Genomic DNA, 15,881 nt, shown 5'->3' with positions numbered 1-15,881 from the left:
GGGCAAGCCCGCTCCCACGGAACGTGCGTGGGAGCGGGCTTGCCCCGCGATAGGCCGGATCAACTCAGCGATAACGCTCAAGCCAGTGCGCGTAAGGCGCAGGCAGCGTCCACGACGCCTTGTCCACCCCCAGCGCCTTGGCAGCGAAATACGGCCAGTGCGGATCAGCCAGGTGCGCACGCCCTACCGAGACCAGGTCCAGCTGGTTGGCCTGCAGCGCCCCTTCGGCCAGCTCCGGCGTACCGAAGCCCCACGCCGAAGTCACCGGCAGTTTCGCTTCCCGGCGTACACGCTCGGCAATCGGCCCCATGAAGGCCGGGCCCCACGGAATGTTGGTGTCGGGGATGGTGAAGCCGACGCTGACGCTCAGCAGGTCCAGGCCGCCGGCCTTGAAACGCCGCGCCAGTTCGATGGACTCCTGCAGGGTCTGCTCGTCACGCCCGTCGTATTCCAGCACACCAAAGCGCGCCGTCAGCGGCAGGTGCTCCGGCCACACTTCACGCACGGCCGCCAGGGTTTCCAGGAGGAAGCGGCTGCGGTTGTCGAAACTGCCACCGTAGGCGTCGGTACGCTGGTTGGAGTGCTCGGAGAAGAAGCTCTGCCCCAGGTAGCCGTGGGCAAAATGCAGCTCGATCCACTCGAAACCGGCATCACGGGCACGGCGGGCGCCGTCGACGAAGTCCTGCTTGACCCGGGCGATGTCATCCAGAGTCATGGCCTTTGGTACTTTCGGCAGGTGGGCGCCGAAGGCGATGGCCGATGGGGCGATGGTGTCCCAGCCGCGTGCGTCGTCGGCGGCGATATGGTCGTCACCTTCCCACGGGCGGTTGGCGCTGGCCTTGCGCCCGGCGTGGGCGATCTGGATGCCCGGCACCGAACCTGCGGCCTTGATCGCCTGCACCACCGGCACGAAGGCCTGGGCGTGGGCATCGCTCCAGATACCGGCGCAGCCGGGGGTGATACGGCCTTCCGGCGACACGGCCGTGGCTTCGACCACCACCAGGCCGGCACCGCCCCGGGCCAGGCCGGCCAGGTGGACATGGTGCCAGTCGTTGATCATGCCGTCCTCGGCCATGTACTGGCACATCGGCGGGATGGCGATGCGGTTGCGCAGGGTGACGTCCTTGAGGGTATAGGGTTCGAACAGGGCGGACATGTCGTTACTCCGGGGTGAGTTAACTTACGATTGTTCGATCATATTCGAACTATGGCAATTTGTGAAACCCCCGTTATCATGTCGGCCATGCGAACCTATACCCACCCCTCCCCCGACAACCTCAGCCTGGAGCGCCTGCTCTACGCCCTGAGCGACCCTGTGCGCATGGAAATCGTCCGCCACCTGGCCGGTGTGGCCGAGGCCAGCTGCGGCGAACTGGATGGCGGGCGGCCGAAGTCGAGCATGTCCCATCACTTTCGCGTGCTGCGCGAGGCGGGGCTGGTGTTTACCCGCAATGTGGGGACCACGCACATGAACTCGCTGCGCAGTGATGAGCTCGAGGGGCGCTTCCCCGGGCTGCTGGGCAGCATTCTCGGGCAGCGCTGACAGGCGAGCAATCCGTGGGAGCGGGCTTGCCCCGCGATGACACCTCACGCTCGACACGCCAGCCTGAGCTGACAGCATCGCGGGGCAAGCCCGCTCCCACGACCGCGTACAAATCGGCAGGCACAAAAAAACCACGAGGCCGCCCGGGGCGACGCTCGTGGTTGGTGTTGCCGGGTTTCCCCGGCAAGCAGCAAGGCCTTACAGCGCCATGTCGTTGGCAGGCTTGCTCTCGACCGCTGCGGCTGGCGCAACGCTGGTGCCGACGCTCTGGTCGATCACTGGCGGCTTCTCCAGCTGCAGTACTTCGGCGGTGTAGTTCCACTCTTTCTGGGTGGCCGCTGCCGAATCGTTCAGCTTGGTACCGTAGCTCGGGACGATCTCCTTGATCTTGGCCTGCCACTCAGGGGTAGCGACCTTTTCCTTGAACACGGTCTGCAGCACGTTGAGCATGATCGGCGCGGCAGTCGATGCACCCGGGGAGGCACCCAGCAGGCCGGCGATGGTGCGGTCTTCGGAGGCAACCACTTCGGTGCCCAGCTTCAGCACGCCGCCCTTCTCTTCGTCACGCTTGATGATCTGCACGCGCTGACCGGCCTGCCACAGGCGCCAGTCTTCTTTCTTGGCGTTCGGGAAGTAGGTGCGCAGGGCTTCGAAGCGGTCATCATCCGACAGCATCAGCTGGCCGGCGAGGTACTCGACCAGTGGGTACTGTTCGATACCGACCTTGGTCATCGGCCACACGTTGTGCATGGTGGTGCTGCCCAGCAGGTCCAGGTACGAGCCGTTCTTCAGGAACTTGGTCGAGAAGGTGGCGAATGGCCCGAACAGGATGACGCGCTTGCCGTCCAGCACGCGGGTGTCCAGGTGCGGTACCGACATGGGTGGCGCGCCGGTCGAAGCGATGCCGTAGGCCTTGGCCATGTGCTGCATGGCAACGGTCGGGTTCTCGGTCACCAGGAACGAGCCGCCCACCGGGAAGCCTGCGTATTCCTTGGCTTCCGGGATGCCCGACTTCTGCAGCAGCTTCAGCGCGCCGCCGCCGGCACCGATGAACAGGAACTTGGCGTCGGTAGCCGATTCGGTACCGTCCTTCAGGTTCTTGTACTCGACGTGCCAGGAGCCGTCCGCATTGCGGGTAATGTCCTGCACTTCGGTGGACAGCTTGAGGTCGAAGTTCTCTTTGGTCTTCAGGTGGCCGACGAACTGGCGGGTGATCTCGCCGAAGTTGACGTCGGTGCCGATTGGCGTCCAGGTCACGGCCAGCTTCTGGTTCGGGTCACGCCCTTCCATCATCAGCGGGACCCACTTGGCGATCTGCGCGTGGTCTTCGGAGTACTGCATCGGGCGGAACAGCGGGCTGGTCTGCAGCGCGTCGTAACGCTTCTTCAGGAACTTGATGTTGTCATCGCCCCAGACGAAGCTCATGTGCGGGGTGGTGTTGATGAACGAGTGCGGGTTCTTCAGTACACCCTGGCGCACCTGCCAAGCCCAGAACTGGCGGGAGATCTGGAACGACTCGTTGATCTCGATGGCCTTGGTGATGTTGACGTTGCCGTCTTTGTCTTCCGGGGTGTAGTTCAGCTCGGCCAGCGCGGAGTGGCCGGTACCGGCGTTGTTCCAGCCGTTGGAGCTTTCTTCGGCGACGCCGTCGAGGCGCTCGACCATTTCCATCGACCAGCTTGGCTCCAGCTCGTTGAGCCAGACGGCCAGGGTGGAGCTCATGATGCCGCCGCCAACCAGCAGCACGTCAACTTTTTTGGTCTCTGCTGCGTGCGCTTGCATGAAGCTCGCTGCAACAGCCAGACCCAGCAAGGTCTTGCCAGCTTTCTTGAACATTGATCGATCCCAGTGTGTAGAACGGAGGGTGGGCCTGTGGCTGGCCCAGGTATTCCATGTTCTTCAGCGCAGGCTTGTTGTGATCATTGTTCAGCAGCCAGAGAGCATTGGACGCGCCAGCCTTTGGTCGGATTGACCGACAAGGCTGAAACGATTTACGGATTGTATATGAATTGCCAGCACAAACAAATTGCGGGGCAAGCTGCAAGGCGGTGGGTTGTCACGCGACAAGGTGCCACGCCTCATTGGGCAGTAGCGGGCGACAAAAACAAAAACCCCCGGCCACATCCATGGCCGGGGGTCTTGGATCAGGTCGCAAACGACCCGATCGGGGTACTACCAAGATTACTGCTGAGGCAGTTTGTCGATCGCGCCGCAGCCGCCGATGATCTTGGAGATGGAAACCGATGGGTGGAACAGGTAGTCGTACGAGCAGTTCTTAGGCTGGTTGTAGACTTGGCCGGTGCAGCCGGACAGCAGGGCAACGCCCGAAACGAGAGCAACGGCAACAGTAGCTTTGATCAGCTTTTTCATAAAAAATCCTTTAGTCCATGATCCGCCATCATTCTGATGGCCGCCGGATGATACGGGAAAAGTTTCCCGAGTAGAAGCCAGATAGTGCATTTGGACTAACTGCCCTGTTCGCCAGCAAGTTTCACGACAGCGACTAAGCCATGTTCAAGCACCGCATTATCGCGCACGCACAGCGCACCGCATGTAATGAACTCAGTACCTGCTGGAATGAACTCGACCCTGCTGTGCCGATGATTTAGCGATAATCGCTAAACACCTGAATGCTCTGGGCAAAACAAGCTACATGCTCTACCGATTGTGCCTCACTCCACTTAGCCCCATGAAAGACAAGCCCGCACAACCGCCGGTTGCACGGGCCTTCGATCGCCTGATCAGAGCTTGAACTGGCCCACCAAGGTTTGCAGTTCCGCCCCCAGGCGGGCCAACTTGACGCTGGACGCCGCTGTTTCCTCACTGGCCGCCGCAGTCTGTTCCGAGACCTCGCGCACATTGAGCACGCTGCGATTGATTTCCTCGGCCACAGCACTTTGCTGCTCCGAAGCGGTGGCAATTTGCAGGTTCATCGATTCGATGGTGGCCACCGAACGGCTGATACTCATTAATGAAGTGCCCGCCCGGCGCGTCAACTCCACGCTGTTGCTGGTCAGTTCGCGGCTGCGCTCCAGAATATCGCCCACTTGCTGCGTACCACGGTGCAGGCCGCCAATCAGCCCTTCGATTTCTTCGGTGGAAGTCTGGGTACGTTGCGCCAGGCTGCGAACTTCATCGGCAACTACCGCAAAACCACGGCCGGCCTCGCCTGCACGTGCGGCTTCGATGGCTGCGTTCAAGGCCAGCAGATTGGTCTGCTGGGCGACCGACTTGATCACATCCAGCACCGTACCGATCTTGTCGCTCTCACGCTTGAGTTCGGCCATGGCTTGCGTCGAGTGCCCCACCTCGGCGTCCAGGTGGGTAATCTGCTCGATGGCCTGATTGACCACCACATCACTTTCGCGCGCCTCCTGGCTGGCATTGACCGCCGCATTCGATGCCTGCTCGGCACTGCGCGCCACATCCTGCACGGTAGAGGCCATCTCGTTCATGGCCGTCGCCACCTGATCGGTCTCGACCTTCTGGCTGCTGACGCCTGCGCTGGTCTGCTCGGTCACGGTGGACAACTCCTCGGCGGCACTGGCGATCTGCACCACACCGTCACGTAATCCACCGATCAGATCTCGCAGATTCAGGGTCATGCGCTGCATGCTGGCTTGCAGTTCACCCAGCTCATCACGCCGGGATACCTGGATATCCTGGCTCAGGTTGCCATTGGCGACCCGCTCGACGCTCTGCAGCACCTCTTTCAAAGGCACGACGATCAGGCGGGTGATCGACCAGGCGGCCAGCACGCCAAGCATCAGCGCCAGCACGGCGGCGACGATCAAGCGCTGGATGAACGACTGCACTTCGTTGTCACGCTTGCTCGACTGGCTGTCCGATAACTGCCCGAACGCCTCGAGCAGGCTCTTCAGGTTGCCCTCCAAGGCATCGAGGGCCTGGGCCGCCTGGGCATCGTTGTGACTGTCGATGGCGCGGGCATAGTCCTGGAAATGGGCGCGGTAAAGTTCGACGGCGCTACTTGCCTGCTTGGTCCAGCGCAAGTCGTTCGGATCGCTCAGCAGTTTGGCGAGCGTATCTACCCGAAGATTGAGTTCATCAAGCGCCTTGACCAAGAGCGTTGCTTGCGCGGTACCAGGAGAGACTGTGTAGTTCAAGCGTGCAATGCGAACCTCGCGTGCCTCTTCATTGACCTTGGCGATACTGCTGAGTTTGGCACTGCGCTCGCCCAGACCGCTCAACCCTCCCCAGCCAATACCCGCGATAATGATGGTCAGCAATAAAACCAGTGCAAAGCCCAAGGTCAGTTTCGACCTCACACTCATATCGGCCAGCACCTTCACACTTGCATCGAACATCTGCACAGCCCTTATATCTATGTTCTTCAGACAACCATCGCCGGGCAATACCCGCAGCAGTCCGGTTGCACGAGGTAGGGAATGCCGTCAGGTCCCGCAGAAGTGACGGCGCAAGAGAAATAGAGCAAGGCCCGTACAGGATGAATGCGCGCAATTCATGCGCCCTCGTAAACACAAAGGGAAAGCCTGAGCGGATTCGAAGGATTGGAACGGCGCGAACACATAGCACTAAGCCATCATTCGCAGAGGAATATACATCTGAGGGAAATTTTCGACAACAGAACACCACGCCATTTGTAGCCAATATCTAGATGACATTGTGAACAATGTTAATCTGGTGCTCACCATATCGTTGATGCGCCGCCCCGCTTCCCAGGTAATCCGTGCATCACCTGACGCCGCGAGGGGCTGTCGTCGAACATGGCGAAGGGAGTCAATGCTGACAGCAACCCAGAAACGACGAAGCCCCCGAAAACTCAACGTTTTCGGGGGCTTCGACTACTTCGCGTATGGCGGAGAGATAGGGATTTGAACCCTAGGTACTGTTGCCAGTACAACGGATTTCGAATCCGTCCCGTTCGACCACTCCGGCATCTCTCCAATGGCGCGCATCATACCAGCGATTTTGATTCTGGCAAATCTTTTTTGAAAAAAATTCGCGTGGTATCAGGCGCTTGCGTGAACGAGCCGCTTACAGCGGCACGCCCAGGCGTTTTGCAACTTCTTCGTAGGCCTCGATCACATCACCCAGGCCCTGGCGGAAGCGGTCCTTGTCCATCTTCTTGCGGGTCTCTTTGTCCCACAGGCGGCAGCCGTCCGGGCTGAACTCGTCGCCCAGGACGATCTGGCCGTGGAACACGCCGAACTCCAGCTTGAAGTCGACCAGCAGCAGGCCTGCGTCATCGAACAGCTTGGTCAGCACTTCGTTGACCTTCAACGACAGCTTCTTCATCTCGACCAGCTGCTCGGCGGTGCCCCAGCCGAACGCGACAACGTGGGATTCGTTGATGAAGGGGTCGCCCTTCTCGTCGTTCTTGAGGAACAGTTCGAAGGTGGACGGCTCGAGCTTGATGCCCTCCTCCACGCCCAGGCGCTTGACCAGGCTGCCGGCGGCGTAGTTGCGCACCACGCACTCGACCGGGATCATGTCGAGCTTCTTGACCAGGCACTCGTTGTCACCCAGCAGTTTGTCGAACTGAGTCGGCACGCCGGCTTCTTCGAGCTTCTGCATGATGAAGGCGTTGAACTTGTTGTTCACCATGCCTTTACGGTCGAGCTGCTCGATGCGCTTGCCGTCGAACGCCGAAGTGTCGTTACGGAACAGCAGGATCAAGCGATCGGCGTCATCGGTCTTGTAAACCGACTTGGCCTTGCCACGGTAGAGTTCTTCGCGTTTTTCCATGATGGGCTCCGCTTGCTTGAGTAGGTGGGCTAGGCGATCAGGCGCCAGTCGAGCCCATGGTCTTGATTAGCCACCTGGAGCCAGTCCGGGTCGCACCCGAGGGCGTCGACGAAGCACTGGCGGGCCAGCTGTGGCTGGTTGTTCTTGCTGCTGAGGTGGGCCAGCACCAGGTGCTGAAGGTTCTGCCAGCCCAACTCGGCCACCAGGCTTGCGGCCTGGTGGTTGTTCAGATGTCCTTGGCTGCCACCGACCCGTCGCTTGAGGAACTGCGGGTAGTGTCCGCGTGCCAGCAGGTCACGGCAGTGGTTGGCCTCGATCAGCAGGGCGTCGAGGGCCTGGTAACGCTGCAGCAGGTACATGTCGTAACTGCCAAGGTCGGTCAGCATGCCGAAGCGCCGGCGACCATCGCTGATCACGTACTGCAACGGCTCGTAGGCATCATGCTCGACCCGTGCGGCGCTGACCTGCAGATCGCCGACCTGCAGTGTATCGCCACAGCTGAGAAACCCCGCTACCTCCACCGGTTTGCGCAGGCCACGCAGAGTGCCCTGGCTCATGTAGACCGGTACATTGTAGCGGCGCGCCAGCAAACCCACCCCATGCACATGGTCGGCATGTTCGTGGGTGACCAGCACCGCGCTCAGTTGCGTGGCCGACACCCCGAGCAGCGCCAGGCGCCGCTCGGTTTCCCGTAGCGAAAAGCCGCAATCGACCAGGATGAGCGTGTCACCACTGGCGATCAGCGTGCCGTTTCCCTGGCTACCGCTTCCAAGAACCGCGAAACGCACTTAGCCCAGACGGTCCTGGATTGCGCTCAGCACGCGGCGGGCCACATCGGCCGGGGCCACGGTATTGATGTTCTTCTCGACGGTGACCTGGACGTTTTCACCGACCTTGCTCAGGCGTACCTGGTAACGCTCGGCGCGGGCCTCGCGCTCTTCCTTGCTCGGTTCGCTGCCGAACAGACGGCTGAGGAAGCCAGGCTCCTTCTGCTTGTCGTCCGGTTTTTCCGACAGGTTGATGTAGTACAGGCCCAGGCTGCGGTTGATGTCCTCGACGCGCCACTCGCCCTGCTCCAGGGCGCGGCCCACGCCGGACCAGGCACGGTCGAGGTCGGAGCCCAGGTACAGCACCGGGTTGCCGCTGCCGTCCTCGCTGAGGCTGACCTGGCTCGGCGCATCGAAATCACGCGCGGCCAGCAGCGACACCGAACCGCCCTTCTCGGCGTTGCGGTTCATGCTGGCGAGCATTTCGTCGACCAGCAGCGCATCGGCGCCGGTATTGCTGGAAGTGGACGGGAACTCGGGCTCGGCGGTGCTGCCGGCCGGGCGCTCGACGCTGACCACATACACTTCCGAAGTGTTGCGCTGCACGCCGGGCTCCATGCGCACCCGCACCCGAACTTCGCTGTCGGGGCTGCTGGAGGCGCTGGCCAGACGCTGGCCAAGCGACGCGGAGAGCTCGTCGAAACGCTGCCAGCTGGTGCTGAATTCACCGGTCTGCGGGCGCTCTTCGGCAATGCGGAAGCCGTTGTCTTCGAAGAACTGGTGGGTCACCGGCCAGACTTCGGCCGGCGAGCGCTGGGCCAGCACCCAGCGGCTGCTGCCACTGCGCTGCAGGCTGAAATCGCTGATGTCGGCGGCAGCCGACAGCGGTTGCGGGCGCGGCACTTCGAACTCGCCGGTGGCGTGATCGTCGGCAACGTTGCGCGGGATCGGCAGCAGCGGATCCATGCGCTTGACGTTGCTGGCGTCCGGCGGCAGCTGCATCGGCGCGGTGGGCTGCGCCTGCAGGTAATCGCTGCCGCGGTCGCGGAAATAGCCATCCTCGCCCCACAGCCAGCCACAACCGCTGGTGCTGGAGATGATCAGGGCAAGGGTGGAAAGACCAGCCAGTCGCTTCATGCGGTGTACTTCCTCGATTAAACCAGTACGCCGGACTGGCGCAAGGCAGTACGGACTTTTTCGTGACAGCTGTCGCTCAGCCAGGTCAGGGGCAGGCGGATACCTTTGTGCATCAGGCCCATTTCAACCAGCGCCCACTTCACCGGGATCGGGTTGGCTTCGCAGAACAGGTCTTTGTGCAGCGGCATGAGTTTTTCGTTGATTGCGCGGGCCTTCTCGGCATTGCCCTCAAGGGCGGCCTCGCACAGGTCGGCCATTTCGCGCGGGGCGACGTTGGCGGTAACCGAGATGTTGCCCTTGCCGCCCATCAGGATCAGCTCGACGGCAGTCGGGTCGTCGCCGGACAGGACGATGAAGTCCTTGCTGACGCCTTCCAGGATCTGCTTGGCACGCACCAGGTCGCCCGTGGCTTCCTTGATACCGATGATGTTCGGCACGCTCGACAGGCGGATCACGGTCTCGGCCTGCATGTCGCAGGAGGTGCGGCCGGGCACGTTGTAGAGGATCTGCGGAATGTCGACGGCTTCGGCGATGTGCTTGAAGTGCTGGTACAGGCCTTCCTGGGTCGGCTTGTTGTAGTACGGGACTACCAGCAGGCAGGCATCGGCGCCGGCGTTCTTGGCGTTCTGCGTGAGGTGCACGGCTTCGGCAGTGGAGTTGGCACCGGTACCGGCGATGACCGGGATGCGCTTCTTGCTGTGCTTGACGCGCTCGACCACGTGCTTGATGACCAGGATGTGTTCTTCTACATCCAGAGTGGCCGACTCACCGGTGGTGCCGACAGCGACGATCGCGTGGGTGCCATTTTCCAGGTGGAAGTCTACAAGTTTGTCGAGGCTGTCCCAATCAAGACGCCCTTGTGCATCCATGGGTGTGACCAATGCCACCATACTGCCCGCAATCATGTAACTGCTCCTGCCGGAAAAAGAGAGCGGTAATGGTACTGGGGGCATCGGCCTTGCACAAGCGAAGCAGGCGGGCGGAGCATTCCCCTTCGCGCCGCTTTTCGCTACCCTTGATCCTTTGATCGGTACAGCGCGGCCCGCCGGGCCGTCGACAGTGCTCCCGGCCTGTGTTCATCGCCATGAAACCGTGGCCGTGCCCCCACGCAAACAGCAGGCTTGTCCCGTCCTGTACCGACCGCTCATCGCTTTAGGAATGCTGCATGTCCACCCCCACCGTTCGCGAACAATTCCTCGTCATCAGCGCCCTGGGCCCCAACCCGATGGAGCTGGCCAATGTTCTGAGCCGCGCAGCTTTCGAAAACCGCTGCGCGGTCGTCACCTCGCGCCTGAGCCGCCACGGCGAAACCAGCGCCCTGGTATTGCAGGTCGGCGGTAGCTGGGATGCCCTGGCGCGCCTCGAGACCACGCTGCCGGGCCTGGCCAAGAAGCACGGCCTGACCCTGGACGTGGTGCGCAGTGCCGAGCAGGAAGTACGCCCGCAGGCCCTGCCTTATGTGGCCTATGTCAGCGCCGCCTATCGCCCGGACATCATCAACGAGCTGTGCCAGTTCTTCCTCGACCACCGCGTCGAGCTGGACGCGATGACCTGCGACACCTACCTGGCCCCGCAGACCGGCAGCAGCATGCTCAATGCCCAGTTCACCGTGATCCTGCCGGCCGGCACCCAGATCAGCTGGCTGCGCGACCAGTTCCTGGACTTTGCCGACGCCCTCAACCTGGACGCGCTGATCGAACCGTGGCGCCCGCAGAACCCTGTCTAAGGAAGCCCTCATGGCCGTAGCACTCGACCAACCCGTTGCCGATTTCCAGGCCCAGGCCACCAGCGGCCAGGCCGTCAGCCTCGCCCAGCTCAAGGGCCAGCAGGTGGTGCTGTACTTCTACCCCAAGGACAGCACCCCGGGCTGCACCACCGAAGGCCAGGGTTTCCGTGACCAGTACGCGGCGTTCCAGGCCGCCAATACCCTGGTGTTCGGCGTATCGCGCGACGGCATCAAGTCGCACGAGAACTTCAAGGCCAAGCAAGCCTTCCCCTTCGAGCTGATCAGCGACAAGGACGAGGCGCTGTGCCAGCTGTTCGACGTGATCAAGCTGAAGAAGCTGTATGGCAAAGAGTATCTGGGCGTAGACCGCAGCACCTTCCTGATCGACAAGGACGGTGTGCTGCGCCAGGAATGGCGTGGGGTGAAGGTGCCGGGGCATGTGGATGCCGTGCTCGCGGCAGCCGAGGCCTTGAACAAGGCTTGATACCTGTACTGCGTGGGAGCGGGCTTACCCCGCGATGGCGCCAGCGAGGCCATACGTGTTGCCTGGCCAGGCGCCATCGCGGGGCAAGCCCGCTCCCACGAGGCCCGCTCCCTCGCGAATAGCCCCTAAAGCATCGGCGCGACCGATGCCTCCTGCCGCGGCCACGCATCCAGCACCGCCTTGAACAGCGTCGCCAGCGGGATCGCGAAGAAGATCCCCCAGAAGCCCCACAACCCGCCGAATAGCAGCACGGCGCAGATGATCGCCACCGGGTGCAGGCTCACCGCCTCGGAGAACAGCAGCGGCACCAGCACGTTGCCATCGAGCGCCTGGATGATCGCGTACACCGCCATCAGGTAGATGAACTGATCGCCCCAGCCCCACTGGAACAGCGCGATCAGGGTCACCGGCACGGTCACCACCACCGCCCCCACGTAAGGCACCACCACCGACAGCCCCACCAGCAGCGCCAGCAGTGCCGCGTAGTTCAGCCCCAGGCTGATGAAGGCGATATAGGTGGCGACACCGCAGATCAGGATCTCGATGCCCTTGCCGCGGATGTAGTTGGCGATCTGCCGGTTCATCTCGTCGCCCACCCGGTTGAGCAGGGCGCGCTCGCGTGGCAGGTAGCCACTGACCCAACGGCCGATCAGTTCACGGTCTTTGAGGAAGAAGAACACCAGGATCGGCACCAGCACCAGGTAGATCATCGCGTTGACCAAAAGCGGCAGGCTCGACAACGAGAAGGTCAGCGCCCACTGGCCGAACTTGCCGATTTCACCGCGCACCGACTCGATGGCGCGCAGCACCTGCTCGTCCGACACCAGGTGCGGGTAGCGCTCGGGCAGCAGCAGCAACAGCGACTGCCACTTGCCCAGCATGCCGGGCAGTTCATTGAACAGGGTGATCAACTGATGCCAGAGCAACGGCACCAGTACCAGCATGAACGCCGCCAGGGCGCCCATGAACAGCGCGAACACCAGCCACACCGCCAGCCGTGTCGGCACCTTGTAGCGCTCCAGGGCGTTGACCAGCCCCTGCATCAGGAAGGCCAGGACCATGCCCGCCAGCACCGGCGCGAGCATCCCGCCCAGCGTCAGCACCACGGTGAAGGCCAGGAACAGCAGGACCGCCAGCACCACTGCCTCCTCATCGGAGAAGTAGCGCTGCATCCAGTCGCGTAGCACTTTGATCATTGCCGATCCTTGAATGAAAACTCAGGCCTTGCGCAGCCAGTACGTGTACACCCCGGCCTCGGCCGTTTCGTGCAGCAGCGTATGACCGGCAAGCCGGGCAAAAGTGCGAAAGTCGCGTTGCGAGCCTGCATCGGTGGCGATCACCTTGAGCACCGCGCCACTGGCCAGGCGATTGAGCTCCATCTTCGCCTTGAGCAGCGGCAAGGGGCAGTTCAGCCCGCTGGCGTCGAGTTCGGCGTCGCAGGTCAGGGTGTCACTCATCGGGCGCGTCTCCACAGGCAGGGCAAAAAGGGCACTAGGATACCGCCACTGGTCGGCATCGTGCGACCCGGCTACAGTAAGGCTTTTGACCGACGCGAGCTTGTGCATGAATCTACTGCGCCCCACCCTGCTGACGCTGGCCTGCCTGATGGCCCTCCCCGGCCACGCCGACGACCTGCCGTCACTGGGCGATGCCAGTTCCGCGATCGTTTCGCCACAACAGGAGCACCAGCTCGGGCGTGCCTGGCTGAGCCTGCTGCGTGGCAACGTCAACCAGCTGAACGACCCGCAACTCAAGGATTTCGTCGAGACCAGCGTGTACAAGCTGGCCGAGACCAGCCAGGTGCAGGACCGGCGCCTGGAGTTCATCCTCATCGACAGCAAGGAGCTCAACGCCTTCGCCGCCCCCGGCGGCATCGTCGGGGTCAACGGCGGGCTGTTCCTCAACGCCCAGACCGAAGGCGAGTACGCCTCGGTACTGGCCCACGAACTGGCGCACTTGTCGCAGCGCCACTTCGCCCGTGGCGTCGAAGCCCAACAGCGCATGCAACTGCCGATGATGGCGGCGCTGCTGGCAGGCATCGTGCTGGCGGCGGGGGGCGGTGGCGACGCCGGCATCGGCGTGATTGCCGGCACCCAGGCAGCGGCCATTCAGGAGCAGCGGCGCTTCTCCCGGCAGAACGAACAGGAGGCCGATCGCATCGGCATCCAGAACCTCGAAAAAGCCGGTTACGATCCGCGCAACATGCCCAACATGTTCGAGCGCCTGGCGCGCCAGTACCGCTACGACGCCAAACCGCCGGAATTCCTCCTGACCCACCCGGTCACCGAATCCCGGGTGGCCGACACCCGCAACCGCGCCGAGCAGGCGCCGGCGGGTGGCGTCGAGGACAGCCTGCGCTACCAGTTGATCCGCGCCCGCGTGCAGCTCACCTACGAAGGCACCCCGGGCCTGGCCGCCAAGCGCTTCCGCGCCCAGCTTGACGAGAACCCGCAAATGGATGCCGCGCGCTATGGCCTGGCGCTGGCACAGATCAAGGGTGGCCAGCTCAACGAAGCGCGGGAGAGCCTCAAGCCACTGCTGGCCAAGGCGCCCAACGACATCACCTACAACCTGGCGCAGATCGACCTGGACATCACCAACAACCGCCTGGCCGATGCCCAGCAGCGCGCGACACGCCTGCAGGCGCTCTACCCTGGCAACTACCCGTTGAAACAGGTGCGCGCCGACCTGCTGGTCAAGCAGGGCAAGCCGGCCGAAGCGGAGAAAGTGCTGGATGATCTGGTCAAAAGCCGCCCGGACGATCCGGACGTGTGGTACGACGTTGCCGAAGTGCGCGGCCTGTCCGGCAACACCATCGGCCTACACCGCGCCCGCGCCGAGTACTTCACCCTGGTCGGCGACTTCGACCAGGCGATCCAGCAGTTGGACTACGCCAAGCGCCGTTCGGGCAGCAACTTCCCGCTGGCCTCGCAGATCGACCAACGCCAGCGCGAGATCATGGAGCAGCAGCGCATGGTCAAGGACATGATGGGGCGCTGATTTACAGCCAGAAAGCATCGCGGGGCAAGCCCGCTCCCACGTTCATGCGTGGGAGCGGGCTTGCCCCGCGATGCTTTCTGGCTTCGGTCAGGCGTTGCCCGACAACTTCAAGCGCGCCGCCTGGGTGAAATCGAGCATGCGGTTGAGCGGCTTGATCGCCTTGGGGATCAGCGCCGGCTCGACGAAGATCTCGTTGCTGCCGGTGCGCAGGCAATCCAGCACACGCTCCAGGGTATTCATGGCCATCCACGGGCAGTGCGCACAGCTGCGGCAGGCCGCGCCGTTGCCGGCGGTGGGGGCTTCGACGAATTCCTTGTCCGGGCACAGCTGCTGCATCTTGTAGAAGATGCCGCGGTCGGTCGCGACAATGAACGTCTTGTTCGGCAGGGTCTGCGCAGCCTTGATCAGCTGGCTGGTGGAACCCACCGCGTCGGCCAGCTCGATCACCGCTTCCGGTGACTCCGGGTGAACCAGGATCGCCGCGTCCGGGTACAGCGCCTTCATGTCGGCCAGTTGGCGCGACTTGAATTCTTCGTGGACGATGCAGGCACCGTCCCACAGCAGCATGTCGGCGCCGGTCTGCTTCTGGATGTAGCGGCCCAGATGCTGGTCCGGGCCCCAGATGATGGTCTCGCCGTTGTCCATCAGGCTTTCGACGATTTCCAGTGCGCAGCTGGAGGTCACGACCCAGTCGGCCCGCGCCTTCACTGCGGCGGAAGTGTTGGCGTACACCACCACGGTGCGCTCGGGGTGCTGGTCGCAGAAGTCCGAGAACTCCTTGACCGGGCAGCCCAGGTCGAGCGAGCAGGTGGCTTCCAGGGTCGGCATCAGCACGCGCTTTTCCGGGGTGAGGATCTTCGCCGTCTCGCCCATGAAGCGCACTCCGGCCACGATCACCGTGTCAGCGGGGTGGTTCTTGCCGAAGCGGGCCATTTCCAGCGAGTCGGACACGCACCCGCCGGTCTCCTCGGCCAGGGCCTGGATCACCGGATCGCAGTAGTAATGGGCGACCAGCACGGCATTCTGCTTCTTCAGCTCGGCGGCGATGGCCGCACGGTATTCGGCCTCCTGCGCGGGCGTCAGCGGGTGGGGCTGCTTGGCGTCGAGGTGGGCCTGTACCAACAGGCGTTCGGAAATCTGGGTCATGATCGCAGGACCTGCAGGGCGCGTACGCGCGTCAATCGAGTGTATCACCCGGCCCTGACAGATCGGCTAGCGGTGCCGGACGGCCAGCTGGGCGGGCCCTCGCGGCCCCTCTGCGGGCGCGGATTATTATCGGACGGCGAAGGCTACAGGCAATCGGAGCGATGCAAAAGGGGTTTTTGCGTGGCGGCTCTGAATGCAATCGCGGGGCAAGCCCGCTCCCACGCTAGAGCGAACGTGGGAGCGGGCTTGCCCCGCGAATTGGGCGTGAAACCTGCGATCAGCCCTGAGGCTGCAGCGCCGCCAGGTGGCCGCTGATCAGCATGGCGAACTCTTCGACGGTCATCTTCTTGC

At 62.9% G+C, this 15,881-nt stretch carries 15 protein-coding genes and 1 tRNA gene; 4 read left to right on the top strand and 12 right to left on the bottom strand.

Going from position 1 to position 15,881, the window contains the following annotated elements:
- Positions 1-64: 64 nt before the first annotated feature.
- Positions 65-1,156, bottom strand: a complete 1,092-nt coding sequence (gene xenA, locus F6X61_RS06125; protein WP_153785841.1) for a xenobiotic reductase XenA — start codon at positions 1,154-1,156, stop codon at positions 65-67.
- A 51-nt stretch (positions 1,157-1,207) separates the two neighbouring features.
- Between xenA and F6X61_RS06120 the strand changes: the two genes are divergently transcribed.
- On the top strand, positions 1,208-1,543 hold the full coding sequence (locus tag F6X61_RS06120; RefSeq protein ID WP_153785840.1) for a helix-turn-helix transcriptional regulator: 336 nt from the start codon (positions 1,208-1,210) through the stop codon (positions 1,541-1,543).
- 198 nt (positions 1,544-1,741) lie between these two features.
- Here the strand turns inward: F6X61_RS06120 and mqo are convergent, their stop codons facing one another.
- The 8 genes from mqo to dapA all read right to left on the bottom strand — a co-directional run bounded on the left by mqo (position 1,742) and on the right by dapA (position 10,079).
- On the bottom strand, positions 1,742-3,379 hold the full coding sequence (gene mqo, locus F6X61_RS06115; RefSeq protein WP_125465125.1) for a malate dehydrogenase (quinone): 1,638 nt from the start codon (positions 3,377-3,379) through the stop codon (positions 1,742-1,744).
- A 345-nt stretch (positions 3,380-3,724) separates the two neighbouring features.
- Positions 3,725-3,913 carry a YhfL family protein gene (locus tag F6X61_RS06110; RefSeq protein WP_110992320.1) on the bottom strand — a complete coding sequence of 63 codons (189 nt, stop codon included), beginning with the start codon at positions 3,911-3,913 and terminating at the stop codon, positions 3,725-3,727.
- 371 nt (positions 3,914-4,284) lie between these two features.
- Positions 4,285-5,868: a methyl-accepting chemotaxis protein gene (locus F6X61_RS06105; protein WP_153785839.1), complete on the bottom strand. Its 1,584-nt coding sequence runs from the start codon at positions 5,866-5,868 to the stop codon at positions 4,285-4,287.
- A 510-nt stretch (positions 5,869-6,378) separates the two neighbouring features.
- Positions 6,379-6,468 (bottom strand) — tRNA-Ser (locus F6X61_RS06100).
- A gap of 91 nt (positions 6,469-6,559) precedes the next feature.
- Entirely contained in the window at positions 6,560-7,270 is a 711-nt protein-coding gene (purC, locus tag F6X61_RS06095; RefSeq protein WP_103444794.1) for a phosphoribosylaminoimidazolesuccinocarboxamide synthase, read from the bottom strand.
- A 29-nt stretch (positions 7,271-7,299) separates the two neighbouring features.
- The gene (locus F6X61_RS06090; protein WP_153785838.1) at positions 7,300-8,058 is read right to left on the bottom strand and encodes an MBL fold metallo-hydrolase; all 759 of its coding nucleotides are present in this window, start codon (positions 8,056-8,058) and stop codon (positions 7,300-7,302) included.
- A complete protein-coding gene (bamC, locus tag F6X61_RS06085) occupies positions 8,059-9,174 on the bottom strand; it encodes an outer membrane protein assembly factor BamC (protein WP_153785837.1) in 1,116 nt (371 codons plus the stop codon). It lies immediately after the preceding gene.
- Positions 9,175-9,191: 17 nt separating this feature from the next.
- Positions 9,192-10,079 carry a 4-hydroxy-tetrahydrodipicolinate synthase gene (dapA, locus tag F6X61_RS06080; RefSeq protein WP_153785836.1) on the bottom strand — a complete coding sequence of 296 codons (888 nt, stop codon included), beginning with the start codon at positions 10,077-10,079 and terminating at the stop codon, positions 9,192-9,194.
- 260 nt (positions 10,080-10,339) lie between these two features.
- On the opposite strand from dapA, the gene F6X61_RS06075 reads away from it, so the two are divergent.
- Positions 10,340-10,900, top strand: a complete 561-nt coding sequence (locus F6X61_RS06075) for a glycine cleavage system protein R (RefSeq protein ID WP_110992325.1) — start codon at positions 10,340-10,342, stop codon at positions 10,898-10,900.
- A gap of 10 nt (positions 10,901-10,910) precedes the next feature.
- Positions 10,911-11,384 (top strand): peroxiredoxin, encoded by a 474-nt coding sequence (locus tag F6X61_RS06070; RefSeq protein WP_153785835.1) that lies wholly within the window; start codon positions 10,911-10,913, stop codon positions 11,382-11,384.
- Between the two features lie 125 nt (positions 11,385-11,509).
- On the opposite strand, the gene F6X61_RS06065 is transcribed toward F6X61_RS06070, so the two are convergent.
- Complete coding sequence (locus F6X61_RS06065; protein WP_153785834.1) at positions 11,510-12,580, bottom strand: AI-2E family transporter; 1,071 nt, start codon at positions 12,578-12,580, stop codon at positions 11,510-11,512.
- A 21-nt stretch (positions 12,581-12,601) separates the two neighbouring features.
- Entirely contained in the window at positions 12,602-12,841 is a 240-nt protein-coding gene (locus tag F6X61_RS06060) for a sulfurtransferase TusA family protein (RefSeq protein WP_110992328.1), read from the bottom strand.
- A 106-nt stretch (positions 12,842-12,947) separates the two neighbouring features.
- Between F6X61_RS06060 and F6X61_RS06055 the strand changes: the two genes are divergently transcribed.
- Positions 12,948-14,384 carry a M48 family metalloprotease gene (locus tag F6X61_RS06055; RefSeq protein WP_153785833.1) on the top strand — a complete coding sequence of 479 codons (1,437 nt, stop codon included), beginning with the start codon at positions 12,948-12,950 and terminating at the stop codon, positions 14,382-14,384.
- Positions 14,385-14,471: 87 nt separating this feature from the next.
- On the opposite strand, the gene nadA is transcribed toward F6X61_RS06055, so the two are convergent.
- The gene (gene nadA, locus F6X61_RS06050; protein WP_125465132.1) at positions 14,472-15,530 is read right to left on the bottom strand and encodes a quinolinate synthase NadA; all 1,059 of its coding nucleotides are present in this window, start codon (positions 15,528-15,530) and stop codon (positions 14,472-14,474) included.
- Positions 15,531-15,881 lie beyond the last annotated feature (351 nt).

The sequence above is a fragment of the Pseudomonas sp. EMN2 genome (assembly GCF_009650555.1).
GTDB lineage: Bacteria > Pseudomonadota > Gammaproteobacteria > Pseudomonadales > Pseudomonadaceae > Aquipseudomonas > Aquipseudomonas sichuanensis.
The sequence above is the reverse complement of the archived record's forward strand: the minus strand, read 5'-3'. Positions and strand labels throughout refer to the sequence as shown.

Coding starts and splice junctions, on each gene's coding strand:
- xenA (WP_153785841.1), bottom strand. CDS start 1,156: ATGTCCGCCCTGTTCGAACCCTATACCCTCAAGGACGTCACCCTGCGC.
- F6X61_RS06120 (WP_153785840.1), top strand. CDS start 1,208: ATGGCAATTTGTGAAACCCCCGTTATCATGTCGGCCATGCGAACCTAT.
- mqo (WP_125465125.1), bottom strand. CDS start 3,379: ATGTTCAAGAAAGCTGGCAAGACCTTGCTGGGTCTGGCTGTTGCAGCG.
- F6X61_RS06110 (WP_110992320.1), bottom strand. CDS start 3,913: ATGAAAAAGCTGATCAAAGCTACTGTTGCCGTTGCTCTCGTTTCGGGC.
- F6X61_RS06105 (WP_153785839.1), bottom strand. CDS start 5,868: ATGTTCGATGCAAGTGTGAAGGTGCTGGCCGATATGAGTGTGAGGTCG.
- purC (WP_103444794.1), bottom strand. CDS start 7,270: ATGGAAAAACGCGAAGAACTCTACCGTGGCAAGGCCAAGTCGGTTTAC.
- bamC (WP_153785837.1), bottom strand. CDS start 9,174: ATGAAGCGACTGGCTGGTCTTTCCACCCTTGCCCTGATCATCTCCAGC.
- dapA (WP_153785836.1), bottom strand. CDS start 10,079: ATGATTGCGGGCAGTATGGTGGCATTGGTCACACCCATGGATGCACAA.
- F6X61_RS06075 (WP_110992325.1), top strand. CDS start 10,340: ATGTCCACCCCCACCGTTCGCGAACAATTCCTCGTCATCAGCGCCCTG.
- F6X61_RS06070 (WP_153785835.1), top strand. CDS start 10,911: ATGGCCGTAGCACTCGACCAACCCGTTGCCGATTTCCAGGCCCAGGCC.
- F6X61_RS06065 (WP_153785834.1), bottom strand. CDS start 12,580: ATGATCAAAGTGCTACGCGACTGGATGCAGCGCTACTTCTCCGATGAG.
- F6X61_RS06060 (WP_110992328.1), bottom strand. CDS start 12,841: ATGAGTGACACCCTGACCTGCGACGCCGAACTCGACGCCAGCGGGCTG.
- F6X61_RS06055 (WP_153785833.1), top strand. CDS start 12,948: ATGAATCTACTGCGCCCCACCCTGCTGACGCTGGCCTGCCTGATGGCC.
- nadA (WP_125465132.1), bottom strand. CDS start 15,530: ATGACCCAGATTTCCGAACGCCTGTTGGTACAGGCCCACCTCGACGCC.